Here is a 26053-nt window from a genome sequence, read left to right on the forward strand (position 1 = left end):
GGCGCACGGCACGAACGTCCGCCTTTCGGCAGAATGACAGGATGAGAATCGATCTTGCTGGCCGGACCGCGCTCGTCACCGGCTCGACCCAGGGCATCGGTCGGGCCATCGCCGCCGGGCTGGCGGCGGCGGGAGCCCGGGTCGGCATCAACGGACGCTCGCCGGAGTCCGTCGACCGGGCACTGACCGAGCTCGGCGAGGGGGACTTCGTCGCCGTACCCGCCGACGTTTCCACGGCCGACGGCGCGCTCGCGGCGGTCGACGCCCTTCCCCGGGTCGACATCCTGATCAACAATCTCGGCATCTTCGGCGCCCAGCCCGCCCTGGAGATCAGTGACGACGACTGGCGGCGCTACTTCGAGGTCAACGTGTTGGCGGCGGTCCGGCTGACCCGGGCGTACCTGCCCGGAATGCGCGAGCGTGGCTGGGGACGGGTCCAGTACATCGCCAGCGACTCGGCCGTGGCGATCCCGGTCGAGATGATCCACTACGGCGTCTCCAAGACCGCCCTGCTGGGCGTCGCCCGGGGCTTCGCCAAGGAGGCGGCGGGCTCGGGCGTCACCGTGAACAGCGTCATCGCCGGGCCCACCCACACCGGCGGGGTCGAGCAGTTCGTCCGCTCGCTGGTCGGCACGGACCTGCCCTGGGAGCAGGCGCAGCGCGAGTTCATGGTCCGGTACCGTCCGCAGTCGCTGCTGCAACGCCTCATCGAGCCGGCGGAGATCGCCAACATGGTCGTCTATCTGGCCTCGCCGCTGGCGTCGGCGACCACCGGCGCCGCGGCACGGGTGGACGGTGGCTACGTGGACTCCATCCTGCCGTGATGCCCGTCCGGCTGCCGTCCCGGATGCCGTCCGCGACAGTCCACGCGCCGCGCAGGGCACTCTCGTTCGGGCCGGATCACCCGCCGCGACCAACTCCGCGCGCACGCTCCGTCGGCCGTCGCGGCCGGCACGGTGAAGCCAGCGGGCACGGTAGGGCGGGACGGACAAGTAGGCGAGGAAGCCGCACCGCATACATCGGATGTATCGCCAGCCTTCTCCACGGGCCGCTCCACTTTCCCGCACCAGCGCAGCGCTGACCCCGACGGCACGCCCAACGAGGACCCCATCCGGCGCGAACCCAGAGGGCATCAGCGCCTACGGTCTACTGGCTTGTGACGTGGCCAGACGGTCCTGAGCGAGGCTCGCAATCGACCATTGCCTATTTCATCACGCCGGAGTAACCTTCGCGAAACACATCAGATGTCTGGGTGTTGAAATCGGAGCGCCGCCTGGCCACCGGAGCCACCTCACGACACCCCAGGATCACGGTCCGTCGCGGACTGCCACACCTTTCGGCCCGATCCGGCCGCGAGGCTCCGGTACCGACGTTCGTTCACTTGGCGCGCTTCGGCTGGCCGAATCGGCCGGCGATTGGAGGATCGATGTCAGACGTGACCCGACGGCAGGCCCTGAAGATGGGAGCGGCCGGCGCGAGCGGCGCGCTGCTGCCCGGCGCCTGGACTGCCGTGGCACAGGCCGATTCGGTGGCGCCGCCTCAGGTGCTGGCCGCCGGCGACCTGGCACTCTGGTATGACGAGGGTGCGGGCACCGACTGGCTGCGGGCGCTGCCGATCGGCAACGGACGCCTCGGTGGCATGGTGTTCGGCAACGTCGATGCCGAACGTCTCCAACTCAACGAGGACACCGTCTGGGCCGGGAGCCCACACGACCCGAGCAACACCCGAGGTCTGGCAGCGCTGCCGGAGATCCGACGGTTGGTCTTCGCCAACCAGTGGACCCAGGCGCAGAATCTGATCAACCAGAACATGCTCGGCAACCCGGGCGGCCAGTTGGCGTACCAGACGGTGGGCAACCTCCGGATGGCCTTCCCCTCGGGATCGGCATCGCAGTACCACCGGCAGCTCGATCTCACCACCGCCACCACCACCGTGTCCTACGTGATGAACGGCGTGCGCTACCACCGGGAGACGTTCGCCAGCGCGCCGGACCAGATCATCGCGATGCGGCTGACCGCCGACCGTACCGGCTCGATCAGCTTCACCGCCACGTTCGACAGCCCGCAGCGGACGACGTCCTCCAGCCCCGACGGCGCCACGATCGCCCTCGACGGCGTCTCCGGCAACCAGGAGGGCATCACCGGCGCGGTCCGTTTCCACGCCCTGGCCAGCGCGGTCATCAGCGGCGGCAGCGTCACCAGTTCGGCTGGCACACTGCGGGTCACCAACGCCACCAGCGTGACGCTCCTGGTCTCGATCGGCTCGAGCTACGTCAACTACCGCAACGTCGGTGGCGACTACCAGGGCATCGCGCGCCGGCACCTCAGCGCCGCCCGCACCGTCAGCTACGACCAGTTGCGCAGCCGGCACGTGGCCGACTACCAGGCGCTGTTCGGCCGGGTGAGCCTCGAGCTCGGCCGGACCTCGGCCGCCGACCAGACGACCGACGTGCGGATCGCGCAGCACAACAGCGTCAGCGACCCCCAGTTCTCGGCGCTGCTGTTCCAGTTCGGCCGGTATCTGCTGATCTCCTCCTCCCGCCCCGGCACCCAGCCGGCCAACCTCCAGGGCATCTGGAACGACTCCCTGACCCCGTCGTGGGACTCGAAGTACACCATCAACGCCAACCTGCCGATGAACTACTGGTTGGCCAACACGACCAACCTGTCGGAGTGCCACGGCCCGGTGTTCGACATGGTCCGGGACCTCGCGGTCGCCGGCGCCCGGACCGCCCAGGTGCAGTACGGGGCCGGTGGCTGGGTGACCCATCACAACACCGACGCCTGGCGCGCCACCTCGGTGGTCGACGGCGCGTTCTGGGGCATGTGGCAGACCGGCGGAGCCTGGCTGGCCACCCTCATCTGGGACCACTACCTGTTCACCGGCGACATCGAGTTCCTGCGCACGAACTACCCCGCCATGAAGGGCGCCGCGCAGTTCTTCCTCGACACCCTCGTCACCGAACCCAGCCTCGGCTACCTGGTCACCAATCCGTCGAACTCACCGGAGATCGGCCACCACGCGGACGCGAGCGTCTGTGCCGGCCCCACCATGGACAACCAGATCCTGCGGGACCTCTTCGACGGCTGCGCCCGGGCCAGCGAGATCCTCAGCGTGGACACCACCTTCCGGGCACAGGTCCGGGCCACCCGGGACCGGCTGGCCCCGATGCGCGTCGGGTCCCGCGGCAACATCATGGAGTGGCTCTACGACTGGGTGGAACCCGAGCGCACCCACCGGCACATCTCCCACCTGTACGGACTGGCCCCCAGTAACCAGATCACCAGGCGCGGCACGCCACAGCTGTTCGAGGCGGCCCGCCGCACCCTGGAGATCCGCGGTGACGACGGCACCGGCTGGTCACTCGCCTGGAAAATCAACTTCTGGGCACGGATGGAGGAGGGCAACCGCGCCCACGACCTGATCCGTTACCTCGCCACGCCCGCCCGACTCGCCCCGAACATGTTTGACCTGCACCCGCCCTTCCAGATCGACGGCAACTTCGGCGCCACCGCCGGCATCGCGGAGATGCTGCTCCAGAGCCACGCCGGCGAGCTGCACATCCTGCCGGCGCTGCCGGGTGCCTGGCCCACCGGTCAGGTGAGCGGCCTGCGGGCCAGGGGCGGGTACACCGTCGGTATCGCCTGGAGCAGCAGCCAGGCCGCCGAGGTCGTCGTCCGGGCGGACCGCGCCGGCATCGTCCGGCTGCGTGGTCGGCTGTTCGCCGGCAATCACAGCGTGGTCGACGCCGCGGACGGCACGCCGGCCACGACCCGACGACTGGAGACCGACCTCGTCGAGGTCACCGTGCAGGCCGGCCGCACCTACCGGGCCACCCCCACCGGCGCCAGCACCGGGCCCACCTTGGAGCAGAGCTTCTCCAACGCCAGCACCACGAACGACAGCAACACCGGTGTCGGCAACTTCGACGGCAACGGCGCGACGCTCTCCGCGCAGGCTCTGGCCCAGGCCGGCGTCACCCCGGGTGCGACGGTGAGCCGCAACGGGGTGAACTTCCGGTGGCCCAATGTGGCACCTGGTGGCGCCGACAACGCGATCGCCTCGGGGCAGTCCATCAGCCTGGCCGGCACTGGACGTACGCTCGGTTTCCTCGCCACCGGCACCTACGGCGCCGTCTCGGGCACCGCCGCGGTGGTCTACGCCGACGGGGCACGGCAGACCTTCACGCTGAGCACCCCGGACTGGTACGGCGGCCCGCACTCCGGTGGCACCGCCGCCATCGTGACGCAGTACCAGAACCGGCCGAACAACCAGCGCCAGAACACCGCTGCATGTATCTACTACGTCGGCGTGACGCTGCAGAACAAGGCGGTGGCCCGCGTCGAACTGCCCAACATCAGCGCCCGCCCGGCAGCCGGCGTGCCGACGATGCACGTCTTCGCGATCGCCATCGGCGGATGAGCAGGGTCGAGATCAGCTAGGGCGGCGATCCGCTCCACGTCGGCGGGTCTTCGCCAAGACCCGTGAAGACCCGCCGACGTGGATCCTGGCGGCGATAAACATCGGATGTCTTTATAGTGATGCGTGTCGCCGGCTTGCACCGAGCCTGCCGGTAGCGGTCCATGCCGACGGCGCATGGCGGTCCGGTTCGAAGGGGGCCTGGTGGCACTGACCGACGACGCGATCGCGCGGATCCGAAGCATGATCCAGAGTGGCGAGCTGCCGCCGGGCGCGAGGCTCCCACCGGAGCCACAGCTGGCCGCCCAGATGGGGCTCTCCCGTAGCGGCGTGCGGGAAGCGGTGAAGGTGCTCGAATCGGCCCGAGTGCTCGACGTGCGGCGCGGCGACGGGACCTACGTCACCAGCCTCGCTCCCCGGCTGCTGCTGGAGGGGCTGGGGGTCGCCGTTGAGCTGCTACGCGACGACACCCTGCTGGAGGTCATGGAGGTGCGCCGGATGCTGGAGCCGGTGGCGACCGGACTGGCGGCGCTCCGGATGACCGAGACCGAACTCGACGATCTCGCCCAGATCCTGGAGGACATGCGGGCCGCGGCCGACGACGCGGAGAAACTCATCCAGTTCGACACCGCCTTCCACCACACCGTCATCGCGACCACCGGCAACGAGACACTGACCTCCCTGCTGGACGGATTGTCCAGCCGCACCGTGCGGGCGCGGGTGTGGCGGGGATTGATAGAGGGCAACGCGGCGCACAAGACGATCGACGAACACCACGCGATCTACCTCGCGCTGCGTTCGCGCGACCAACTGCTCGCCCACGCCAGCGCGTTGATGCACGTCAACACCTCCGAGGCGTGGTTGCGTACGGTGCTCGCCGCGCAGCCGACGGAAGGGTAGATCGCGGCGGTCGTGGCCATGCCGGCGGTGCGGCCAGGGCCGGGTGGTCGACCCTGCCGTGGCTGAGCAGGCAGCACGACCACCGAATCAGACATCAGATGTGCAGAGCGAGGACTTTCCTATCGCGACCCCGATGGCAGGTCGACGACCGGCTCGCCGGCCCACTCGGGCCCGTCCGGGAAGCGGTAGGCGGCCAACGCGGCGGGGACGATCTCCGCGCTCATGCCCGCAGCGGTGGGCGCCAGGTAGCGCCCGCCCTCGACGCGTACCGGATCCGCGAAATGCTCGTGCAGATGGTCGACGTACTCGATGGCCCGGTCGTCGGTGCTGCCGCTCACCGCGACGAAGTCGAACATGGCCAGGTGCTGGACCAGTTCGCACAGGCCCACTCCGCCGGCGTGCGGGCAGACCGGCACCCCGAACTTCGCGGCGAGCAGCAGGATCGCCAGGTTCTCGTTGACACCGGCGACCCGGCACGCGTCGATCTGCACCACGTCGACGGCGTCTGCCTGCAACAACTGCTTGAACATCACCGCGTTGTGCACGTGCTCGCCGGTGGCCACCTTCACCGGGGCGAGCGCCTTGCGCACGGCGGCGTGGCCGATGATGTCGTCCGGCGAGGTCGGCTCCTCGATCCAGTAGGGGTCGAATTCGGCGAGCTCCCGCATCCACCGGATCGCCTCCGGTACACCCCAGATCTGGTTGGCGTCGACCGCGATCCGGACGTCCGGCCCGACGGCGTGGCGGGCGATGCCCATCCGGCGTACGTCGTCGGCCAGGTCGCCACCGACCTTCAGCTTGATCAGCCGGTACCCGGCGTGCACCGCCTCCACGCAGAGCCGGGCCAACTTCTCGTCGTCGTAGCCCAGCCACCCGGGAGTGGTGGTGTAGGCCGGATAGCCCGCCGCCCGCAGCAGGCGCTCCCGCTCCGCCCGCCCGCCTTCGACGGCGTTCAGCAGCGCCAGCGCCTCCGCTTCGGTGAGGGCGTCGCGCAGGTAGCGGAAGTCGACCTGTGCCACGAGCTGTTCGGGGGTCAGGTCGGCCAGCAACTTCCACAGCGGCTTGCCGGCCCGCCTGGCGGCCAGGTCCCAGACCGCGTTGACCAGTCCGCCGGCAGCCATGTGCACGACGCCCTTCTCCGGCCCCAGCCAGCGGATCTGACTGTCACCGACGAGCCGCCGGGCCAGGGCCCCGGGGTCGGCGATCAGCTCGGCGACCGGCTGACCGACCACCATCGTGGCGAGCGACCGCACCGCCGCGACCTGGATCTCGGTGCCGCGACCCACCGTGAAGACGAGCCCGTGGCCTTCGGCGCCAGAGGTGGCACGCAGCCGGACGTAGGCGGCGGAGTAGTCCGGGAACGGGTTCATCGCGTCCGATCCGTCCCGGTGCCGCGAGGTGGGGAAGCGTACGTCGATGGTTTCCACGGACGAGATGCGGTCGGTCACCGGAACTCCTGAGGGGTAGAACGTTTGCCGCTTGTGCCCGGAAACGTGGGTCTGTCGCGTCCGGCCCGGCCGCCTGGCCGCGCCGTCTCACGTCTGTGCCTTGCCTCCGGTGATGCGGGAGACCACCAGGGCCACCAGGATGACCGTGCCGTTGAGGAAGTTCGTCCATTGAGCGGGCACCCCGGCCAGGGTCAGCACGTTAATGATCATGAAAAGTAGCAGGACACCGGTGAATGCGCCGAAAACGCTGCCCTTGCCACCATTGAGGCTGACGCCGCCGATCACCGCCGCCGCGAAGACCTGGAAGATCGCGCCGCTGCCCTGGGCCGCCGGCACCGCCGCTAGCCGACCGCTGATCAGCAAGCCGGCCAGCGCCGCGAGCACACTGGCCACGATGAGAGCGATCCACAGCACCCGGTCGGTACGGATGCCCGCCGCGCGGGCCGCGTCGACGTTACCGCCGATCGCGTAGAGGGCGCGGCCGGCCCGGGTGTAGCCGAGCACCACGATCCCGGCGGCGAACAGCAGCAGCGACACCCAGATCGACGCCGGCACCCCCCACCAGGTCGCCGAGCCGAGGTAGGTCATCGACGCCGGCAGCGCGAAGAAGGTCTGGCCGCCGGAGATGCCGGTGAGCAGGCCGCGCAGCACGATGAGCATGCCCAACGTGACGACGAAACCGTTGAGGCCGAAGCGGACGATGAGCAGCCCGTTGAAGGCGCCGACCAGGGCACCGACGAGCAGCACGACCGGCACCGCCCAGGCATCCGGCAGCAGGTCGAGCCCGAGACCACGGGTGAGCGCGGGGTCGATGATCAACCAGGCCGCGATGCCGGGCGCGAGGCCGAAGGTGGACTCCAGCGACAGGTCCATCTTGCCGGTGATCAGCACGATGGTCTGGGCGAGCACGAGGATGGCGATCTCCGACATGCTCTGCAACACGTTGACGATGTTGTCGGACGTCAGGAAGACCGGGTTCACGATGAACCCGACGATCGCGACCGCGATGATCGCCGGCACCAGCGCGAGGTCCCGCAGCCGGGCCAGCGCCAGACTCCTCGGTGGTGGCGCGGAGGGCGACGGTGGTGGCGGAGGTGTCGACGCGACGGCGGACAACGTCTCAGACATGGTGGAGATCCACCCCTTCCATGGCGGCTACCAGATCGTTGTCACTCCAGCCCTGGGCCGTCTCGTGGACGACCCGTCCCTGGAACATCACCGCCACGCGGTCACAGATACGCAGGTCGTCCAGTTCGTCGGAGACGACGAGCACGGCCGTGCCACGACGGCGTACGTCCTCGACGACACCGAGCAGGGTCTGCTTGGAGCGCACGTCGACACCGGCGGTCGGCGTGATGAGGACCAACAGCTTCGGATGGCTGGCCAGCGCCCGGCCCATGACCACCTTCTGCTGGTTGCCGCCGGACAGGTCGGAGACCGGCACCTGCGGCCCGGACGCCTTGATGGCAAGGTCGGCGATGGTACGCCGGGCCAGCCCGTCCCGCCGGGCCGGCGAGATGATCCCGTGCCGCCCCACCCGGTGCGGCACGGTCATCGTGACGTTCTCCGCGATGGACAGCAGCGGCACCAGGCCCTCGCGGTGCCGATCCTGAGGCACCAGCCCGACGCCGGCGGCGAGGGCGTCTGGCACGCTCCCCGGTCGCAGCACCCGTCCGTCGACAGCGACGATCCCGCCGGCCGGGCAGGACAGGCCGACGATCGCCTCGGCCACCTCGACCTTGCCGCTGCCGCCGCCACCGGCGATGCCGACCACCTCGCCGGCCTTCACCTCCAGCGAGATCTCGGCGCCGGAGCGGGTCACCAGGTCGCGTACCGACAGCAACACCGCCGCTCCCGGCGAGGGCGGGCGACGATCGGCCTCGGGCATGGTCACGTCCTCACCGGTCATCGCGGCGACCAGTGCCTGACGACTCAGCTCGGCCACCGGCGCGGTGACGATGTGCCGGGCGTCGCGGAAGACCGTCACCTGGTCGCAGATCTCGTAGACCTCCTGTAGGTGATGGCTGATGAACAGGAAGGTCACCCCCTGGGCCCGCAGGTCCCGGATCCGGGTGAACAGCCGGCTGATGCCCGCGCCGTCGAGCTGGGCCGTCGGCTCGTCGAGGATGATGAACCGGGCGCCGAAGGAGAGCGCCCGGGCGATCTCCACGAACTGCCGCTGTTCGACGGAGAGCGTCGAGGCGGGTTGCCGTACGTCGACCTCGACCGACCAGGTGGCCAGCAACCGCTCGGCGTCGCGTCGCAACTCCGACCAGCGGATCAGCCGGCCGGAACCGCGGGCGTGCCGGTTGAGGAACAGGTTCTCCGCGACCGTCAACGTCGGGATGATCGTCGACTTCTGGTAGACGCAGGCCAGCCGTTGCCGCCAGGCGTCACGGTCGCCCAACGGCGGTGCGGGGCGCCCGTCGAAGGCGACCGCTCCGGCATCGGCGGCCGTCAGGCCGGAGAGGATGCTGACCAGGGTCGACTTGCCGGCGCCGTTGCGTCCCACCAGGGCGTGCGTCTCACCCCGGCGCACCACGATTCCAGCCTCGGACAGGGCCACCGTCGACCCGAACCGCTTGCTGATGTTGACGGCCTCGACGACGGGCCGGTCGCCGCCGGCCGGCCCGTCGATCGCCGCTCGCGAGGTACCACTCATGCGTTGTTGCCCCAGAGCGACGCGTCGTCGAACTTCAGTGTCGGCTCACCCGCGATCGGCCCACCGTCCAGGGTCACCAGCGGCGCCGGCAACTGGTCCTCCAGCAGCCCTTCCCGTACCTGGATGATCGTGCTGCCGTGGTCGGTCGGCCCGGGCTGGAAGGTCTTGCCCTCGATCGCCGCCTTCACGTACTCCAGGCCGTGCTTGGCGTACAGGTCGGCCGGCTGGCTGACGGTGGCGTCGATCAGCCCTGCACCGATGTTCTTCAGCTCTTCCGGGATGCCGTCGTTGGAGACGACGAAGACGTGCTTGGGGTCGGTCGGCGGCACCTGGAGACCCCGCTGCTTGAGGATCTGCAGCGTGCCCGAGAGCGCGAACGAGGACTGCATGTAGATTCCCTTGATGTCCGGATCCGACGCGAACCGGGTCTGCAGCTTCGACGCGGCCACGTCGGCCTTCCAGTCGGTCGCCTCGCCGAAGACGGTGATGCCGGGGAACTCCTGCTGCATGCACTCGTTGAACGCCTCGGTCCGGTCCCGGCCGTTGATCGAGTCGAGGCCGCCCTGAAGCATGACGACCTTGCCCGTACCGCTGAGCTTGGTACCGAGGAACTGGCACGCCTTGATGCCGTAGGCGCGGTTGTCAGCGCGGACCACCATGAAGACGTTGCCGGTGTCCGGCCGGGTGTCGATGGTCACCACCGGGATCTTCCGGTCGTCCAACTGCGCCAGTGTCGGCGCGATGGCGGCGGTGTCCTGCGGGGCCATCACCACGCCCTTGACGCCCTGGCTCATGAAGGCCTGCGCGTTCGAGATGAGGTTCGCGATGTCGTTCTGCGAGTTGGTGGTCTTGAGTTCAACATCCGCCTCGTCGGCGAACTGCGGCACGTACTTGATGTACGAGTTCCAGAAGTCGGTGTCCGAGCGCGGGTAGTCGACTCCGACGAGCAGTTCGGACCCGCCCGCGCCGGTCCCGCCGCCCGCGCCGTCGCCGCAGCCGGCCGCGAGGGTGACCGACGCGCCCAGCATCAGCGTCAGCCCCACGCTCAGCAGAGCTCTACGGTTCATGGTGGTTCCTCCATATCCGGGACTCGTCCGACGCGCGCTTCGAAGGATCAAACTGCGCTGATGGTCCACAGCAGGCTGCTGCCGCCCCAGATCCACAGCTTCAGGGCACCCGGAGGATGGTTCTCGTTTGCCTCAGACATCAGACGTTAGACGTTTCCATCGTGTAACGTCAACGCCTTAATGTCGGAGATTCACCCCGTCAGGGTCGCCCTCATCCCGCACGTAGCATCACTCAAAGCGCGAGACATCACATGATTGTGGCCCGGACGCCGGGCAACTGGCACAGCCGTCCGAGCCCGGCGATGCGCACGTTAACATCGATGACCCTGATGTTCCAGCGTCCCCGCCGGTTCGCCGCCCAGGGTCGGGCCAGACCCGACAGCGCGCTCTTGGACCGCTCGCACAGCAACCGACAGGACCATGCCGTCCGGTCAGTTCGAAAAAAGGTTCAGTGGGGCAATCGTTGATATCCGTGCTACGGTGGCCGCGTTGCAGTTTTGGTTTCCGTAGACGTTGCTGGCGCCTGATGGGTATCCGAACCCGGGCGCCTTTTTTGTTTCGTCCTTTCCGGACGCGGGCGATCAACACAGCGACACGAGATTCCGCACGATGCGGCGTCTCAGGAGCCTGCAGAGGAGAAGACATGGCTTCGGGTACCGTCAAGTGGTTCAACGCGGACAAGGGCTTCGGCTTCATCGCACAGGATGGGGGCGGTGACGACGTGTTCGCCCACTTCTCGGCCATCTCGGCGAGCGGCTTCCGCAGCCTGGAGGAAAACCAGCGGGTGGAATTCGAAGTCACCCAGGGCCAGCGCGGCCTGCAGGCGGAGAACATCCGCCCACTCTGACGTCATTTAGCGGGTACGGCGGTCCGACTGGTTCAGCGGACGGCCGTACCCGTGCACCATGTATTCGTTTCATTTTCCGCCGGCTGTTTCTCGCGCCGAGTTCATCGGGCAAGATCAGGACATGATCTTCAACGGGTTGGCGTACACCGCGACACCCCACGACCGGGCCGCGAGCCTGCGCACCGACCCGGACTGGGTCGCCGACCAGCTCCGGCGCGACGACAGCCGGGTGCTGCCGATGTGGCGCGACCGACCGTTGCTGACGGCCGCCGGCCGGCCCGCCACGCTCACCGGAGCCTCGGGCCGCACCCTGGTCGCGGCCGCTGGTCAGACCACCCTGCTGGGCCTCGACGGGCCGACAGCGATCTTTGCCGCCGACCTGAGCGAGGCCGACGAGGCCGACGCGCTACAGCTCGGCGCCGCGCACGCCAGCGCCGACCTGCGGAGCCTGGCCGGCACCCTGCCCGCCACGCTGGCCGCCACCCTGGCGTACGCCCGTGGGTTGCTCTACTGGAACCGGCACACCCGGTACTGCGGCACCTGCGGTGCGGCGACCGCCAGTGCCCACGCCGGGCACCTGCGGGTGTGCCGGAGCCCGACATGCGGCCGGCAGCACTTTCCCCGGATCGAACCGGCCGTCCTCGTGCTGGTGGAGAGCCCCGGCCCGCAGCCACACTGCCTGCTGGCCCGCCATCACGGCGCCGCCGCGGACGGCTTCTCCCTACTGGCCGGATTCGTCGAGATCGGCGAGAGCCTGGAGGGTGCCGTCCGCCGTGAGGTTGCCGAGGAGGCCGGGGTGAGGATCGGTCAGGTGACCTACCGCAGCTCCCAGGGGTGGCCCTTCCCGGCCGGGCTCATGGTCGGCTTCGTCGCCCGGGCCGTCGACGAGACGATCGCCGTGGACGGGGCGGAGCTGGTGGAGGCGCGGTGGTTCACCCGCGCCGAGATCGTCGAACGCATCGTCCACGGCCCCGGCTCGGGTCCGGTCGACTCCATCGGCGGGTGGCTGCTGCGCTCCTGGGCCGGTCTCGGGTGAGGTTGCTCGCCCGCCGGTTCTCCGCGCGCCGCTGCGGCCTTACGGTCTGCGCTGCCGGTCCTCGGATCGGTCTCGGGCGCGGAATGGCGCCAACCGGTGGCCTCAGGTTAGCCTCCCCTAATTTGCAGGAGAAGTAAGGCGGGGGCATGCCACAGACCACGGCGCGGCTGATCGGCCAGATGTTCTGGCGCCAGCGCCGGGACACCTCGTTGTGTGCCGCCTTCTGGTCGCTGCACCAGGTGTGCGAGGCGCTCGTCCCGGTGGCGATCGGCCTGGTCATCGACCAGGCCGTCGGGACCGGATCCACCTCCGCGATGGCCTGGTCCGTGCTGGGCATCTTCGCGCTGTTCACCGCCCTCACCATGGGTTGGCGGTCGGGCTTCTGGTTCCTGTCCAAGGCGGTGGTGGAGGAGTCGCACGAGCTGCGGATGCGGGTGGTGCGCCGCGTCGTCGGCGGACGGGGTATCCGGACCAACCGCCAGAGCGGCGAACTGCTCTCGATCGCGACCTCCGACACCCAGTCCGCCGCCGAGCTGCTCGAACTGGGTTCGCGGGGGGTGAGCGCGTTCGTCGGTCTGACGGTGTCGACGGTCGTGCTGCTGCGGATCGACTGGTCGCTCGGGCTCGGGTTGGTGGTGGGCGTCCCGATCCTGGTGCTCGGGCTCAACGCGCTCGGGCCGATCGTGGGACGCCACACCTCGGCGCAGCAGCAGGCCATCGGCCGAGCCGCCGCCACGGCGTCGGACCTGCTGCGCGGGCTCCGACCACTGCGCGGCTTCGGTGGCGTCGACGAGGCCGCTCGCCGCTACCGCGCGGCGAGCCGCACGTCGCTGCGCGCCAGCGTCGGCACCGTCAAGGCCGGCGCCACGTTCGTCGGTGCGTCGACGTTCACCACCGGCCTGCTGATCACCGTCGTCGCCGCGCTGGCGGGCTGGTACGCGCTGCAGGGGCGGATCACGGTCGGGCAGCTGATCACGATCGTCGGGCTGGCGACGTTCATCACCGATCCGGTGCTCAACCTCGCCGACTGCGTCTTCCGGCTGGCGACCGCGCGGGCCAGCGCCGCCCGCGTGGCCGAGGTGCTCGCCGCGCCCGAACGGGCCGCGTCCGGCGTACGGACCGCCGAGCCGGGCATGTTGGCCCTCGACGAGGTACACGCCCCGGGTCTGGACGGCGTCGGCTTCGCCGTGCGGCCTGGCGAGATGCTCGGCGTCGTCACCGGGGAGAGCGACACCGCCGACGACGTCACCGACCTGCTGGCGGGTGCGCGGTCGCCCGAGCGGGGCGAGGTGACGTTGGCCGGCATGCCGTTGCCGGAGCTGGACGTCGCCTCGTTGCGTCGGGCCGTACTCGTCGAGCCGCACGGGGTCGACCTGCTCGGTGCCACGCTGCGCGAGGTGTTGCAGACCGGGGACGACCGGGACGACGCCGCACTGAGCGCCAGCATGACGGCGGCCTCCCTCGGTGACCTGCTCGCCGACGGCGACGCCGGGCTGGACCGCGAGCTGACCGACCACGGCCTGAACCTCTCCGGCGGCCAGCGGCAGCGCCTCGCCCTGGCGCGGGCGTTGCTGGCCGACCGGCCGGTCACCGTCTTCCGCGACCCGACGACGGCCGTCGACGCCGTCACCGAGCAGGCCATCGCCGACGGGATACGCGCCTACCGGGCCGGCCACGGACATGCGACGGTCCTGGTCACCACCAGCGCGCCGCTGCTCGACCGGTGCGACCGCGTCATCTTCGTCCGGGCCGGCCGGGTGGCGGCCACCGGCCGACACCGTGACCTGCTCGCACAGCCCGCGTACGCCGAGGTGGTGCGGCGATGAACCCGACGCCCGCGATCCTTCCCGTCGCTACCGGCAGGGTGACCGGCGCGGCCTTCTGGCAGGCTCTGCGGCGCTACCCGCTGCTCGGTTGGACGTCGGTCGCGGCATCGACGGCGGCGAGCGTGGCGGCGGTCGCCGTACCGATCCTGCTCGGCCGGCTGGTCGACCTGGTGGTCGCCGGTGACACCGTCCGATCGCTGCTGCTGACCTCGGTGTGGATCCTCGTCGCGGCCCTCGGCGCCGCGGTGCTGACCGGCACCGCCAACTGGCTGGTCAGCGAGTGGGGCATGCGGGCCTGCGCCGATCTGCGGGAAGAGGTGCTCGACCACGCGCTACGGATGGACTCGGCCCGGCTCGAGAGCGCCGGGTCCGGTGACATCGCCTCCCGGGTCACCGAAGACGTGGAGAAGGTGACGGATTCGGTCCGGCTGGCCGCGGGCGTCTTCACCGCGCTGGTCACCGTCGTCATCACCTTCGCCGGCTTCGCGACGCTGGATTGGCGGATCGCCGCCGCGTTCCTGATCGTCTTCCCGGTGCACGTCATGAGCCTGCGCCGCTTCGTGCCCCGGGCGAAGCGGCTCTACGCCGCCGAGCGGGAGGCCGCGGCGGTCCGGACCCAGAGCCTGCTGAACACCTTCACCGGGGCCCGGACGGTACACGCGTACGGCATGGAGGACCGGCAGAGCCGGCGGGTCGAGCAGACGTCGCGCGCCGCGGTCGTGGCGCGACTGCGGGCCGTCCGCGGGTTCCTCTGGTTCGCGAACATGATGAACTACGCGGAGGCGATCGGGCTCACCGCCGTGCTCCTCACCGGGTTCCTGCTGGTACGCGCGGGCGACAGCACGGTCGGCGACGTCACCGCCGCCGCCCTGCTCTTCCACCGGCTCTTCGGTCCGCTCGGAATGCTGTTGATCTCGTTCAACGACGTCCAGTCGGCCGGCGCGGCGCTCGCCCGGCTCGTCGGCATCACCGGGCTCGACGTGCCGGCGGCGAGTGCCGTCGCGCCCGCGACCTCGCGGCGGCCCACCGGCATCACCGTCACGTCGGTGTCGCACCGCTATCCCGGGGGCCCCACCGTCGTGCATGACGCGTCGCTCGAGATCGCCGCGGGCGAGTCAGTTGCGATCGTCGGTGAGAGCGGGGCCGGCAAGACGACTCTCGCGGCCATTCTCGGCGGGGTCCTGTCCGCCGCCGAGGGTGAGGTGTGGCTGGGTGACCGGCCGATCGGCGAGCTGCCGCCGGACGAACTACGCCGCGCTGTCGGTGTCGTCACCCAGGAGGTGCACGTCTTCGCCGGTACACTCGCCGACGATCTACGGCTGGCCGCCCCGCACGCCTCCGACGAGGAGTTGCGCGCCGCGCTGACCCTGGTGGGTGCCCACGAGTGGGTCACCGCGCTACCCGACGGCCTGGCGACCAGGGTCGGTGACGGCGAGCACCCGGTCAGCCCCGGCCAGGCACAGCAGTTGGCGCTGGCCCGGATCGCCCTGCTCGACCCACCGATCGTCGTCCTCGACGAGGCGAGCGCCGAGGCTGGCAGCGCGGGCGCGCGGCAACTGGAGCAGGCCAGCACCGCCCTGATTCGCGGCCGTACCGCTGTGGTCGTCGCCCACCGGCTCACCCAGGCGCACACCTGTGACCGGGTCGCCGTGATGTCGCACGGCCGGATCGTCGAACTCGGCAGCCCGGAGGAGCTCGTCGCGGCCGGCGGCAGGTACGCCGAACTCTGGTCGGCCTGGCGACGCTGACCTGGATCCCGCCGGGAACCGCCACGTTCGGTGACGGCCGCAGCCTCAACCTAGTGCGAGGCGACAGCCAGGTACGCCGCCTGTAGGCGTTCGCGGACCGACTGGCCGTCGAGCGCCGGATCGGCAGGGATGGCGAGGTGCTCCTCGCGAAGCTCGGCCATGAACCGCTGCCACAGCGCGGGGCCGCCATCGGCGAGAAGCTGGGCACGGATCGACAGCTCCGCACTGACCGGCAGCCATCGGGTGCCCCAGGAGCCGAGCTGCGCAAGGACGGGCACCAGGTCGATGGCCTGCTCGGTGAGGCTGTAGATCACCTTCTGCCGGTGCGTCGGGTCCGGCTGCCTGGTGAGCATGCCGGTGTCGACCAGGTTCTTCAGCCGGCTGGCGAGGATGTTGGAGGCGATCCCCTCTTCGGAGTCGTTCAGGAGCTCACGAAAGTGCCGGCGACCACCGAAGATCATGTCGCGAAGCACGAGCAGGCTCCATCTGTCGCCCAGGACCTCCAGCGACAGGTTGATGGGACATCCGGATCGAGACCCCTCGGCCAACACCCCTCCTGCAACTGGTTGCGTTCCGATAGCAGCATACCTACCCTGATTCTGATTGCATTCTGCAAGCAGCATGGAGGCGCACATGGCGAGGTTCGTGACCATCGGATACGGCGACCAGGACGGGTACGACCGCACCGACCCGGCCGTACGCGAGGAGGCCCACGCCCACGACGCACGCCTGCGGGAGGCGGGCACCGCCATGGGTGTGGCCGGCCCGCCCCACCAGGTGCGTAACCACGACGGTGCCGCCACACAGGTCGAAGCCGGCCCCTTCATGTCCGCCGCGCTGCCGGTCGCCGGTTTCGCGATCATCGAAGCAGCGACGCTGGAGGAGGCCGTCGAGATCGTCTCGAGGACCCCGTGCGCCGTCGCACACGGGGTCGTCGAGGTGTGGCCGCTCCTGGAAGTGTCCTAACTCGATCCCGGTCGGGTCGGCGTGTCGTGGCGTCGTCGGAGGGGCCCTGCGCGCCGGCGGCAGAATCGAACGGCGAGCCCGCCGACCAGCAACGCCAGGGCGAGGACGTGCAACACCCGGACCACGGTCACCGCGAGAAAGGCGGCGCCCGGCAGCAACGGTACGACCGCCAGCCCGGCAATGGCGACCGTGGCGGCGACGCCCCAGAAGAGGCACGGTTGACGGACATGGGACGCAGCCACCTCGTTCGCAGCCACACCCTGCCTACCGACACGTGCGGCGAGCATGACCGCCACCACGGCACCGACCACGGTGCTCGACAGGTCCGACACCGTCCACCAGGCGATGTCCGTGACGCTGGACCACCGGACGCCGAACACCATCCACAACCACTCGTCGGTGTGGGTGAGCCAGTCCCACCCGAGGTGGCTCACCGCGCCGACCAGCGCCGAGCTGATCGTGATCCACCAGCGGTCGGGCCGCCGGCCGAGCGACCCATGACCTCGCCAGCCGAACCAACGGTCGCCGGGCAGGTGGGCGACGATGCTGTCGGCACCGGACCGGACCACCAGCGCGTAGACCAATGCGACGGGCAGGCACCACCAGAACAGGGCGGGCCAGGAGTGGGTGTCCGCGAAGCTCCGGGCGCTCGGCCCGGACGCCAGGTAGGCGACATCGGGTGCCATCGCCCCGGTGCCCAACGCCACGCCGTCGAACCATCGCGGGCGCCACACCTTGAGCGCCAGCACCGGCGCCAGGTGCGAGGGGAAGGTCAGCGGCACGGCGCGGAGCCTAGACGAGTCGGCCGGCCTGAACGCGTCGTTCGGCCTCAGACCTCACCAGCAGGGGTACGTCCGCGGGACGTTGGGGGTCTGGGGACGGATCCGGCGAATCCGTCCCCAGACGATCTGGTCGCTCAGGCGATGGTGCAGGTGGCACCGTTGAGCGTGAACGAACTCGGTCTGGCGGTGTTGCCGGTGTGGGTGGCCTGGAAGCCGATGCCGACCGACGCGCCGGGGGCGATGGTGCCGTTGTAGGAGACGTTGCGGGCGGTCACCTGCCCGGAGGTTGGCGAGTAGCTGGCGTTCCAGCCGCCGGTGATGTTCTGCCCACCAGGCAACGTGAAGACCAGCGACCAGCCGTTGATGGTGGAGCTGCCGGTGTTGGTGATGGTGATGTCCTCGGTCAGGCCGGTGTTCCAGGCGTTGACCGTGGCGGCCACCCGGCAGGCCCCGCCTCCGGGCGGCGGGGTGGTCGGGCTGGGCGGCGGGGTGGTCGGGCTCGGCGGCGGGGTCGTCGGGCTCGGCGGCGCAGTGGTGGGGCTCGGCGGCGGAGTGGTGCCGCCGAACTGGGTGAAGAAGCGCCAGGTCTCGCCCGGGAGCCAGGTCCGCGAGCCGCTGTCGCCGGCTGCGCCGTCCTGCGGGGCGGCGATGTGTCCCTCGTCGAAGGCCGCCCAGACCACCGGGTAACCGGCCGCGCAGCCGGAGTAGGTGGTGCTGCGGTGCGTGAGGCTGCCCTGTGACGGCTCGGGCGGGTTCTGCGCCGTGCACCCGTTGTTGCGGACGAAACGGTCACGCAGCGACCGCCCGTTGGAGATGTTCAGGACGGAGTCCCGGATGCCGTGCGCACCGAAGTAGGCGACCGGCTGGGTGCCACCGCTGCATCCACTGAGCTGCGCGCCGCCGTAGACCGCGACGGCGCGGAAGACGTTCGGCCTCGCGCACGCCACCGCGTAGCTCATGGCGCCGCCGTAGCTGAATCCGAGCGCGAAGCGCTGCGTCGTCTCGACGCAGAGGTCGCTCTCGATCCGCTGCAACATGTCGTCGACGAAGGTGACGTCCTGACCACTGGAGTTGGCCCAGCCGCTGTTGAGTCCCTGCGGCGCGACGAAGATGGTGCTGTTGTTCGACAGCGGCAGGAGTCCGTAGTAGGCCCAGGTGTCGCGCTGCACGGTCTGACCGGTGGCGACGTCGGTGGCCGAGCCGTTCAGCCAGTGGAATCCGAACACCAGCCGGTAGGGGTGGTTGTTGTTGTAGTTGTCGGGGATGCGCAGGATGAAGCTGCGGTTCTGGCCGCTGCTCTGGATGGTGTGCGTACCGCTGCGCAACGTCGGCGCCTTGCCGCAGCCGGCGGTCGCGGCGAGGGTGCCCGCCTCCGCGGCCGAGGCGGTGCTGCCGAGGTTGCCGGTCAGCGTCGTGCCGGCGGCGGCCACTACCAGGAGGGCCGCGATCGCGATGGGCGCGAGGAACGATCTGCGCCTGGACATCGTGTACTCCATTCCGCGTCTGGGTGGACGCGCGGGGGGTGCGGTGCACCGTCGGTGGTGGGTTCGGCCGGGATGCCCGTCAACCGACCCTGTGTGCGCTCGGCCGCACCGGATCATCGACCCGGTGCGGGTCCGACGCGTGCCCTTCACTCCCGCAGGAAAGGTAACCTGTTAGCGGTAACATCGCAAGATGTCGATCCTTAACGGCTGTGGTCGACCGGGCCCGGTCGACGCGCCGGCACCCTCGCGCTCAGAACTCCTCGTACACCGCCGGGTCCTGGCCTGCGATACGACCGTCCGGCCGCCCGAGCGCGGTGATCGCCTCGATCTCCCCGGCATCGAGGTCGATGCTGAAGATGTCCGCGTTCTCCCGCTGCCGCTCCGCGGTGCTGGCCTTCGGCAGTGGGATCACCTGACGGGCCAGGTGCCAGGCGAGGACGGTCTGCGCCGGGCTGATCCCGTGGCCGTGGGCGATCTCGGCGATCGTCGGGTTCTGCAGCAGGTCGCTGCGCCGGCCGAGCGGGCTCCACGCCTGGACGAGGACGCCGTGCGCGCGGTGGTGGTCTAGCGCCTCCCGCTGCGGGAAGTACGGATGGATCTCGATCTGGTTGACGACCGGGGCGACGCCGGTCTCGGCGACCAGCCGGTCGATGTGTTCGGGCAGGAAGTTGGAGACGCCGATGTGCCGGACGAGGCCGCGATTCCGCGCCTCGATCAGCGCCGTCCACGCCTCGACGTAGAGATCGACCTTCGGGTTGGGCCAGTGGATCAGATAGAGCCCGATCCGGTCGAGGCCGCTGCGGTACACGCTCTCCTGGATCGTGGCCAGCGCCTCGGCGTACCGGTGGCGACGCCCCGGCAGCTTGGAGGTCACGACCAGATCGTCCGGGGAAACGCCGGCGGACCTCGCGGCCCTACCGACCGCGCCCTCGTTCTCGTAGTTCACCGCCGAGTCGATCAGGCGGTAGCCGACCCGGATCGCGTGACCGACCGCCTCGACGCCGGCCTCGCCGGTCAGCTTGTAGGTGCCCAGGCCGATCGCCGGCAACACCGTGCCGTCACCTGCCGTCAGGCTGGGAAAACCCACCGTCGCCCCCTCACCGCTCGCTCCGGACCATCACCGCCCTGACCGTACCCGCCGGGCACCGCGCCCCCGCAGCGGCACCAGCGGGCATAGCATGTCGTCAATGGATCTCCCGTCCACCCTGGCGGACTCCGGCCACCAGCCCGAACGAAGGGAGACGCGCGTGCGTCGCTCCCCCCATCTGGCACTACTCGGCGTCGGTCTGTCCGGCGCGCTGGCGCTGGGCGCGGCACCGGCACCGGCGGCGGCCCAGCCCACGGCGACGGCACCACCGGGCATCGTGGTCGTCGACGGGATGACCCAACCGGTGTTCTCGCTCGCCGACGCGATCGAGGAGCGGGTGTACGTGGAGACCACCGTGGACACCGACCACGACGGTCGCCGCGACCGGGTGGCGATCGACGTCTCCCGACCCCGGGAGACCGCCACCGAGGGTTTCAAGGTGCCGGTCATCTTCGAGCACAGCCCGTACCGCAAGGACGTCTGGTACGACGTGCCGTACCCGAGCGTGCTGGTGGACGAGCTACCGCAGAACGGCCTCGCCCGCCGCTCCGGGCTGCGCTCGACCGACGTGCAGCTCCAGCGGGCGGGCGCCAAGGCCAACCTGCCGGGCTCGCTGGACGACTACTACGTGCCACGGGGGTACGCGGTGGTGCTCGGTCAGAGCGTCGGCACCGGCGACTCGGACGGCTGCCCGACCAGCGGCGACCAGGCCGAGACGCTGGGCACCAGGGCGGTCGTCGACTGGCTGAACGGGCGGGCGAAGGGGTACGACGCGAACGGCGCGGCGGTCACCGCCGACTGGAGCACCGGCGCCGTCGGCATGACCGGCGTCTCCTACAACGGCACGCTGCCCAACCAGGTGGCCACCACCGGGGTCCCCGGGCTACGGACCATCGTGCCGGTCGCCGCGATCAGCAGCTGGTACGACTACTACCGGGCCAACGGCCTGGTCGTCGCGCCCGGGACGTACCAGGGTGAGGACGTCGACGTGCTGGCCCAGTTCACCGCCGGCCGGGCCCGCGCGCAGGGCAGCTGCGCCGACGAGATCGCCGAGCTGACCGCGCGACAGGACCGGATCACCGGCGACTACTCGCCGTTCTGGGCGGATCGCGACCACCTCGACGCCCGGAAGGTGCGGGCGAGCGTCCTGGTCGTGCACGGCCTCAACGACTGGAACGTGAAGACCGAGCACTTCGCCGGCTGGTGGGACGAGCTCACCCGGCACCGTGTCCCGCGCAGGATCTGGCTGCACCAGGGCGGGCACGGCGGCCCGGGCAACACCGCGTCGGTGACCCTGCCCGACGGCCGCACCTGGACCTGGAAGCAGACCGAGAACCGCTGGTTCGACTACTGGCTCTGGGACGTGCGCAACGGGATCATGGACGAACCCACCGCAGTGGTGCAGCGGGAGGACCGGGTCTACACGACGTACGCCAACTGGCCCGACCCGGGCGCCCGGACGGTGCCGCTCCGGCTGGCCGCCACCGACGCCGCCGGCACCGGCGCGCTGACCTCGGGCAGGCCCCCGAAGGCGAAGATCGAGCAACGCTTCGTCGACGAGGGTCGCACCCTGCACCCGGACGCCCTGGTCGCCGACCCGGACGTGGCCAGCCCGAACCGACTCGCCTACCGCTCCCCCACGCTGACCCGCGACGTCCGCATCTCCGGACGCCCCGAGATGCGGCTGCGGATGGCGGTCGACAACAAGCCGGACGCCAACCTCACCGCGTACCTGGTCGACTACGGTCCGGCCGGCTCGGCCGTCGCGCCGAGGGTGGTGACCCGGGGCTGGATGGACCCGCAGAACCGTCGGGACCCATCACGCACCGAGCCGCTGAGGCAGGGCAGGCTGTACGACCTGCGGTGGACCCTGGAACCGAAGGACCATGTCTTCCCGGCCGGTCACCGGATCGGCCTGGTGGTCTTCTCCAGCGACCAGGAGTACACCCTGCTGCCGCTGGGCGGCACCCGACTGCGGGTCGCACCGCACCACAGCGAGCTGCGTCTTCCGGTCGTCGGAGGTCGGACCGCACTCGCCTTCTGAGCACCAGCCGGGGCGGTCGGGGGGACCGGACCGTCCCGGCTGGCGCCAGCAACTGTCAGGTGGCGCGCGTTCCGGTCCGTAGGTGGTCGAGTGCGACGTCGAGGGCGGCCTCGAGGTGCGCCATCCGCCCGGTGGAGAGCAGCCGGCCTCGAGGTACCGCCGGAAGATCGGCTCTGCCTCCGCCTCGGTCCGGCCGTAGGCGGCGTGCAAGCCACCGGTGCCGCAGTTCGTCGTGCCCAGCGCCAACCGGCTCACCCGTAGCCCGGACCGGCCCAGCAGGTAGTAGTGGTTCATCAAGGGTCCTCCCCGTGCGTGTGGCCGGCCCCGGTCGGACCGCCCGCTCCTGACTGTGGCCGGGAAAAATGGACCCGCAAGTCCAGACAGTGGAGCGGGACAAGGACGCGGGTCACGGGCCACCTCGGCCGGCGTACCCCTAGGGTGCCCCCGAAGCCTGCCGGGCGGTCTCGCCAGGACCGCCGGAATCAACCGCACGCTGGTAGCCGACAAGGACCACCAGGCCCGCGGTGAGCAGGCCGAGCGCGACCAGGCCGGGCAGGAGGCGGCCGGCGGGAAGGAGCGCCAGCGCGACGGCCGGAGCCAGGAGGTCCGCCAGCGACACCGACCGTACGCTGAGGCCGAGGAACACCGCCTTGCCCGCGAGGTAGAGGGCGACGCCGCCGAACAGCCCGGCCGCCGAGGCCCACTCCAGGTGCGCCCCGGCGATGGTCCCGCGGTCGTCGTGCGCCAGGGAGGCGAGCACCTCGTGCACCCCGAACGCCAGGAAGATCGTCCCCGCGACCAGCGGGAAGTGGCCGAGGCTGTACGCATCGGCGGCGAGTCGGTCCTGTCGTGGACCGGCAGCCGCGATCAGCGCGGCACCGGCGGCCGCCGAACTCACCATGTACAGCCGGAACAGGCAGACGATGATGACGAGGGTGAACGACGCGGCCAGCAGGATCGGAAAGCGAACCACCTCGGCCCCGACCCCGGAGCCGACCGAGATCAGGGTCTCGCCGAGCGCGATGATCACCACGAGGCCGTACCGCTCGGTGAAGTGCCCCGGGCTGCGCAGCGGCCACCCGCTTATCCGGGAGGCGATCAGCCCGCCGCAGAGGTCGACCACGAGCGCCACCGACCAGAGCACGAACTGCGCGGTACCGCCGAACACCGCGCCGAGGACGAGCGGGATCCAGGACAGTCCGGTGGTCGTCGTGTAGATGCGGATGGTCCTGCGCAGCCGCCGGTCCTGCCCTGCCGCCCGGTGGTAGAGGGTCAGGTGGATCACCCGCACCACCATGTAGGAAAGCACCAGGACCAGCCGTGGCCCCGGCGATGGGTCCCAGACGTCCGGGATGACCAGTGCGGCCAGGAAGACGGCGGCCATCGCGACGGTGGTGCCGGCCTGGATCAGTCCGACGTCGGCCCGCGCCTGGTTGCCGAGCCAGGAGTAGATCAACCAGGAGATCCACAACAGCAGGAGCACGAGCAGTCCGCGCAGCAGGGTCAGCGGCGAAGCGCGCTCACTCATGTACTCGGTGACCCTGATCAGGGCGAAGACGAACACCAGGTCGAAGAAGATCTCATGCATCGTGGTGCGGTGGGTCTCCGTGGTGACCACCACCCGCGACCGGAAGATCGGCCACATCGTTTCATCCTCGCCCCTGCACCCGCCACGTTCGTGGCACTTGCCGAAGGTCGGTGACCGGTGGGCGTTCCTGCCGCGAGTCAGACCGACGCGCGAAGGCGATCCAGGGTCGCCCGTCCGTCCGGCACGAAGGGCCAGGCCGGGTCGGCGAGACACGCGGTCAGGTCAGCCAGGCTCAGCCACCATCCCGCCGCCACCTCGGTGGGCTGATGGACCACCGGGCCGCAGCGGCGCGCCTCGTACCGGGCCTCGTAGACGTACGCCAGATAGCTCGCCTGAGCGTCCGTGTACCAGTACCGCAGGCAGGGCCGAAGCTCGCAGTTGCGGACACCCAGTTCCTCGGCGAGCTCCCGGCCGGCCGCCTCGGTCGGATCCTCGCCGGCCAGCACGACCCCGCCGGCGAAGGCGTCGTGCATGCCGGGGTAGAGATCCTTGGTGTCGGTGCGGCGGTGGACGTAGAGCCGGTCGCGGTCATCGCGCAGCAGTACCGCGGTCGCGGCGTGCGGCAGGTTGTCGGCACGGACCACGCTGCGGGGCGCCGCGCCGGTGACCCGCCCCGACAGATCGCCCTCGGCGTACAGCGCCACGAGTTCGTCCACCCGGCCACCGTAGCCGGGGGCCGGCTACCGGCGCCCACCGTCGCCCCGCAGCACCCGCTGAAGTCGCGGCGCGGCGACGTGCGCAAGAGGGGAACAAACTCGTTACATTCCCATACTTATATTTTCTGGTTGGTCTATATAACCTCCCTTCAGCGTTCTTGATCATCCACGTCGGATGATCCGCTGCTGAGGAGGCTCTGTGTCACAAGCACGCCTACCGCACCTGCGGCGCGTCGCGGTCGCCACCGGCATCACGATGGCCACCGTCGCCGCCACCCTGCTCGCGCTGCCGCAGCCCGCGATGGCCGCCGGCGGTCCATACCGGGCCGCCGCCCTCCCGATCACCACTCCGCAGGCGGCGACGGACGTCGCGGTCATTCCCGGTGCGTACGTCGTGACGATGAAGCCCGGGACCGACGCGACGGTACCGGCACGGGCCCTTAAGGCGGCCCCCACCGCCTACTTCCACCGTGCGGTGAACGGGTTCGCGGCCCGGCTCTCCCCCGCCCAGGTCTCCGAGTTGGCCCACAACTCCAACGTGTTGAGCATCGAACGCGACGTACTCCAGTACGACGTGGTCGACGCCGTCCAGACCAGCCCGCCGTCCTGGGGTCTCGACCGGATCGACCAGACCAACCGGCCGCTGTCGAGCAGCTACACCTACAACTCCACCGGCACCGGCGTGCACGCGTACATCATCGACAGCGGCATCCAGGCCAACCACCCCGACTTCGGGGGCCGGGCCACGTTCGCCTACAACGCCATCGACAGCAACAACACCGACTGCAACGGCCACGGCACGCACGTGGCCGGCACCGTCGGCGGCACCAGCCACGGTGTGGCCAAGAATGTGCGGCTGTACGGCGTGAAGTGGCTTAACTGCTCGGGCGGCGGCACTCTCTCCGCCGCCGTCGGCGCGGTCGACTGGGTGACCCGCAACGCCAGCAAGCCGGCAGTGGCGAACGCCTCCTGGAACTACACCTACAGCGCCACGCTGGCCACCGCCCTGACGAACATGATGAACAGCGGTGTCTTCCTGGCCGCCTCCGCCGGCAACACCGGCGGCAACTCGTGTGACCGGCTGCCGCGCAACCTCTCCGCCGCGCTGGTCGTCGCCGCCACCACCAACACCGACGCGCGGGCCAGCTACTCCTCCACCGGATCGTGCGTCGACATCTACGCCCCGGGCTCGGCCATCGTCTCCACCTACCCCACCTCCACCACCTCCAGCCTGAACGGCACGTCGATGGCGACCCCGCACGCCGCCGGAACGGCCGCGCTCTACAAGGCCACGTACGGCGAGGCGAGCCAGGCGACCGTACACAACTGGATCGTGTCGAACGGGACCAGCGGTGTCGTCACCGGCACCCTCTCCGGCACCCCCAACCTCCTGCTCAACAAGCGCAACCTGTAGCCCCCTCCCTCCCGTCGATCTAGGGACATTCGTCGTTGCTGGAGATCGACCAGCGACACTTGTCCCTAGATCGGCGGG

20 protein-coding genes are annotated in these 26053 nt (G+C 70.2%); 10 read left to right on the forward strand and 10 right to left on the reverse strand.

All coding sequences use genetic code 11. From position 1 onward, the window contains the following. The first annotated feature begins 41 nt into the window (after positions 1-41). The 3 genes from BMY89_RS06775 to BMY89_RS06785 all read left to right on the forward strand — a co-directional run bounded on the left by BMY89_RS06775 (position 42) and on the right by BMY89_RS06785 (position 5320). Positions 42-824: an SDR family NAD(P)-dependent oxidoreductase gene (locus BMY89_RS06775; RefSeq protein WP_092376613.1), complete on the forward strand. Its 783-nt coding sequence runs from the start codon at positions 42-44 to the stop codon at positions 822-824. 602 nt (positions 825-1426) lie between these two features. Further along, a complete protein-coding gene (locus tag BMY89_RS06780) occupies positions 1427-4423 on the forward strand; it encodes a glycoside hydrolase family 95 protein (RefSeq protein ID WP_092376616.1) in 2997 nt (998 codons plus the stop codon). Positions 4424-4624: 201 nt separating this feature from the next. Next, complete coding sequence (locus BMY89_RS06785) at positions 4625-5320, forward strand: FadR/GntR family transcriptional regulator (RefSeq protein WP_092377497.1); 696 nt, start codon at positions 4625-4627, stop codon at positions 5318-5320. A gap of 119 nt (positions 5321-5439) precedes the next feature. On the opposite strand, the gene BMY89_RS06790 is transcribed toward BMY89_RS06785, so the two are convergent. The 4 genes from BMY89_RS06790 to BMY89_RS06805 form a co-directional block, all read right to left on the reverse strand. Continuing rightward, the gene (locus BMY89_RS06790) at positions 5440-6768 is read right to left on the reverse strand and encodes an enolase C-terminal domain-like protein (RefSeq protein WP_092376619.1); all 1329 of its coding nucleotides are present in this window, start codon (positions 6766-6768) and stop codon (positions 5440-5442) included. An 87-nt stretch (positions 6769-6855) separates the two neighbouring features. Next, positions 6856-7896 (reverse strand): ABC transporter permease, encoded by a 1041-nt coding sequence (locus BMY89_RS06795; RefSeq protein ID WP_092376622.1) that lies wholly within the window; start codon positions 7894-7896, stop codon positions 6856-6858. Beyond that, on the reverse strand, positions 7889-9430 hold the full coding sequence (locus BMY89_RS06800; RefSeq protein WP_092376625.1) for a sugar ABC transporter ATP-binding protein: 1542 nt from the start codon (positions 9428-9430) through the stop codon (positions 7889-7891). Before BMY89_RS06800 ends, BMY89_RS06795 begins: the two co-directional genes overlap by 8 nt. After that, entirely contained in the window at positions 9427-10497 is a 1071-nt protein-coding gene (locus BMY89_RS06805) for a sugar ABC transporter substrate-binding protein (RefSeq protein ID WP_092376628.1), read from the reverse strand. The genes BMY89_RS06800 and BMY89_RS06805 overlap by 4 nt, the downstream gene beginning before the upstream one ends. Positions 10498-11140: 643 nt before the next feature. Here BMY89_RS06805 and BMY89_RS06810 point away from each other — a divergent pair. The 4 genes from BMY89_RS06810 (at position 11141) to BMY89_RS06825 (ending at position 15954) form a co-directional block, all read left to right on the forward strand. Continuing rightward, a complete protein-coding gene (locus BMY89_RS06810; RefSeq protein ID WP_092376630.1) occupies positions 11141-11344 on the forward strand; it encodes a cold-shock protein in 204 nt (67 codons plus the stop codon). Positions 11345-11465: 121 nt separating this feature from the next. Next, positions 11466-12380: an NAD(+) diphosphatase gene (gene nudC, locus BMY89_RS06815; protein ID WP_092376633.1), complete on the forward strand. Its 915-nt coding sequence runs from the start codon at positions 11466-11468 to the stop codon at positions 12378-12380. Positions 12381-12526: 146 nt separating this feature from the next. Then, positions 12527-14206 (forward strand): ABC transporter transmembrane domain-containing protein, encoded by a 1680-nt coding sequence (locus BMY89_RS06820; protein ID WP_092376636.1) that lies wholly within the window; start codon positions 12527-12529, stop codon positions 14204-14206. Continuing rightward, a complete protein-coding gene (locus tag BMY89_RS06825) occupies positions 14203-15954 on the forward strand; it encodes an ABC transporter ATP-binding protein (protein WP_092376639.1) in 1752 nt (583 codons plus the stop codon). The genes BMY89_RS06820 and BMY89_RS06825 overlap by 4 nt, the downstream gene beginning before the upstream one ends. 50 nt (positions 15955-16004) lie before the next feature. Here the strand turns inward: BMY89_RS06825 and BMY89_RS06830 are convergent, their stop codons facing one another. After that, positions 16005-16706 (reverse strand): winged helix-turn-helix transcriptional regulator, encoded by a 702-nt coding sequence (locus BMY89_RS06830; protein ID WP_443673925.1) that lies wholly within the window; start codon positions 16704-16706, stop codon positions 16005-16007. Between BMY89_RS06830 and BMY89_RS06835 the strand changes: the two genes are divergently transcribed. After that, on the forward strand, positions 16588-16920 hold the full coding sequence (locus BMY89_RS06835) for a YciI family protein (RefSeq protein WP_092377503.1): 333 nt from the start codon (positions 16588-16590) through the stop codon (positions 16918-16920). The genes BMY89_RS06830 and BMY89_RS06835 overlap by 119 nt on opposite strands. On the opposite strand, the gene BMY89_RS06840 is transcribed toward BMY89_RS06835, so the two are convergent. The 3 genes from BMY89_RS06840 to BMY89_RS06850 form a co-directional block, all read right to left on the reverse strand. Beyond that, a complete protein-coding gene (locus BMY89_RS06840; RefSeq protein WP_170147747.1) occupies positions 16917-17702 on the reverse strand; it encodes a DUF4184 family protein in 786 nt (261 codons plus the stop codon). The two genes, BMY89_RS06835 and BMY89_RS06840, sit on opposite strands and share 4 nt — an antisense overlap. A 134-nt stretch (positions 17703-17836) precedes the next feature. Beyond that, a complete protein-coding gene (locus BMY89_RS06845) occupies positions 17837-19186 on the reverse strand; it encodes a CE1 family esterase (RefSeq protein WP_092377506.1) in 1350 nt (449 codons plus the stop codon). A 250-nt stretch (positions 19187-19436) separates the two neighbouring features. Continuing rightward, positions 19437-20273 carry an aldo/keto reductase gene (locus BMY89_RS06850; protein ID WP_092376645.1) on the reverse strand — a complete coding sequence of 279 codons (837 nt, stop codon included), beginning with the start codon at positions 20271-20273 and terminating at the stop codon, positions 19437-19439. Between the two features lie 160 nt (positions 20274-20433). Here BMY89_RS06850 and BMY89_RS06855 point away from each other — a divergent pair, with 160 nt between their 5' ends. Continuing rightward, complete coding sequence (locus tag BMY89_RS06855; RefSeq protein WP_092376648.1) at positions 20434-22317, forward strand: Xaa-Pro dipeptidyl-peptidase; 1884 nt, start codon at positions 20434-20436, stop codon at positions 22315-22317. A gap of 433 nt (positions 22318-22750) precedes the next feature. Here BMY89_RS06855 and BMY89_RS06860 read toward each other — a convergent pair whose 3' ends face one another. Both BMY89_RS06860 and BMY89_RS06865 read right to left on the reverse strand, forming a co-directional pair. Then, positions 22751-23962 (reverse strand): low temperature requirement protein A, encoded by a 1212-nt coding sequence (locus tag BMY89_RS06860; protein ID WP_092376650.1) that lies wholly within the window; start codon positions 23960-23962, stop codon positions 22751-22753. An 80-nt stretch (positions 23963-24042) separates the two neighbouring features. Further along, a complete protein-coding gene (locus BMY89_RS06865) occupies positions 24043-24561 on the reverse strand; it encodes an NUDIX hydrolase (protein ID WP_092376653.1) in 519 nt (172 codons plus the stop codon). A gap of 199 nt (positions 24562-24760) precedes the next feature. Between BMY89_RS06865 and BMY89_RS06870 the strand changes: the two genes are divergently transcribed. Next, a complete protein-coding gene (locus BMY89_RS06870) occupies positions 24761-25975 on the forward strand; it encodes a S8 family peptidase (protein WP_092376656.1) in 1215 nt (404 codons plus the stop codon). The last annotated feature ends 78 nt before the right edge of the window (positions 25976-26053 follow it).

The sequence above is a fragment of the Micromonospora phaseoli genome, assembly GCF_900109115.1.
In the GTDB taxonomy this organism is placed as follows: domain Bacteria; phylum Actinomycetota; class Actinomycetes; order Mycobacteriales; family Micromonosporaceae; genus Micromonospora; species Micromonospora phaseoli.

Bases quoted from the DNA above. Each gene is read 5' to 3' on its own strand.
- BMY89_RS06775 (WP_092376613.1), top strand. From the start codon at position 42: ATGAGAATCGATCTTGCTGGCCGGACCGCGCTCGTCACCGGCTCGACC.
- BMY89_RS06780 (WP_092376616.1), top strand. From the start codon at position 1,427: ATGTCAGACGTGACCCGACGGCAGGCCCTGAAGATGGGAGCGGCCGGC.
- BMY89_RS06795 (WP_092376622.1), bottom strand. From the start codon at position 7,896: ATGTCTGAGACGTTGTCCGCCGTCGCGTCGACACCTCCGCCACCACCG.
- BMY89_RS06800 (WP_092376625.1), bottom strand. From the start codon at position 9,430: ATGAGTGGTACCTCGCGAGCGGCGATCGACGGGCCGGCCGGCGGCGAC.
- BMY89_RS06805 (WP_092376628.1), bottom strand. From the start codon at position 10,497: ATGAACCGTAGAGCTCTGCTGAGCGTGGGGCTGACGCTGATGCTGGGC.
- BMY89_RS06810 (WP_092376630.1), top strand. From the start codon at position 11,141: ATGGCTTCGGGTACCGTCAAGTGGTTCAACGCGGACAAGGGCTTCGGC.
- nudC (WP_092376633.1), top strand. From the start codon at position 11,466: ATGATCTTCAACGGGTTGGCGTACACCGCGACACCCCACGACCGGGCC.
- BMY89_RS06820 (WP_092376636.1), top strand. From the start codon at position 12,527: ATGCCACAGACCACGGCGCGGCTGATCGGCCAGATGTTCTGGCGCCAG.
- BMY89_RS06825 (WP_092376639.1), top strand. From the start codon at position 14,203: ATGAACCCGACGCCCGCGATCCTTCCCGTCGCTACCGGCAGGGTGACC.
- BMY89_RS06835 (WP_092377503.1), top strand. From the start codon at position 16,588: ATGGCGAGGTTCGTGACCATCGGATACGGCGACCAGGACGGGTACGAC.
- BMY89_RS06830 (WP_443673925.1), bottom strand. From the start codon at position 16,706: ATGGCGGTGCCCGCCTCCCGCAGGCGTGCGTCGTGGGCGTGGGCCTCC.
- BMY89_RS06845 (WP_092377506.1), bottom strand. From the start codon at position 19,186: ATGTCCAGGCGCAGATCGTTCCTCGCGCCCATCGCGATCGCGGCCCTC.
- BMY89_RS06860 (WP_092376650.1), bottom strand. From the start codon at position 23,962: ATGTGGCCGATCTTCCGGTCGCGGGTGGTGGTCACCACGGAGACCCAC.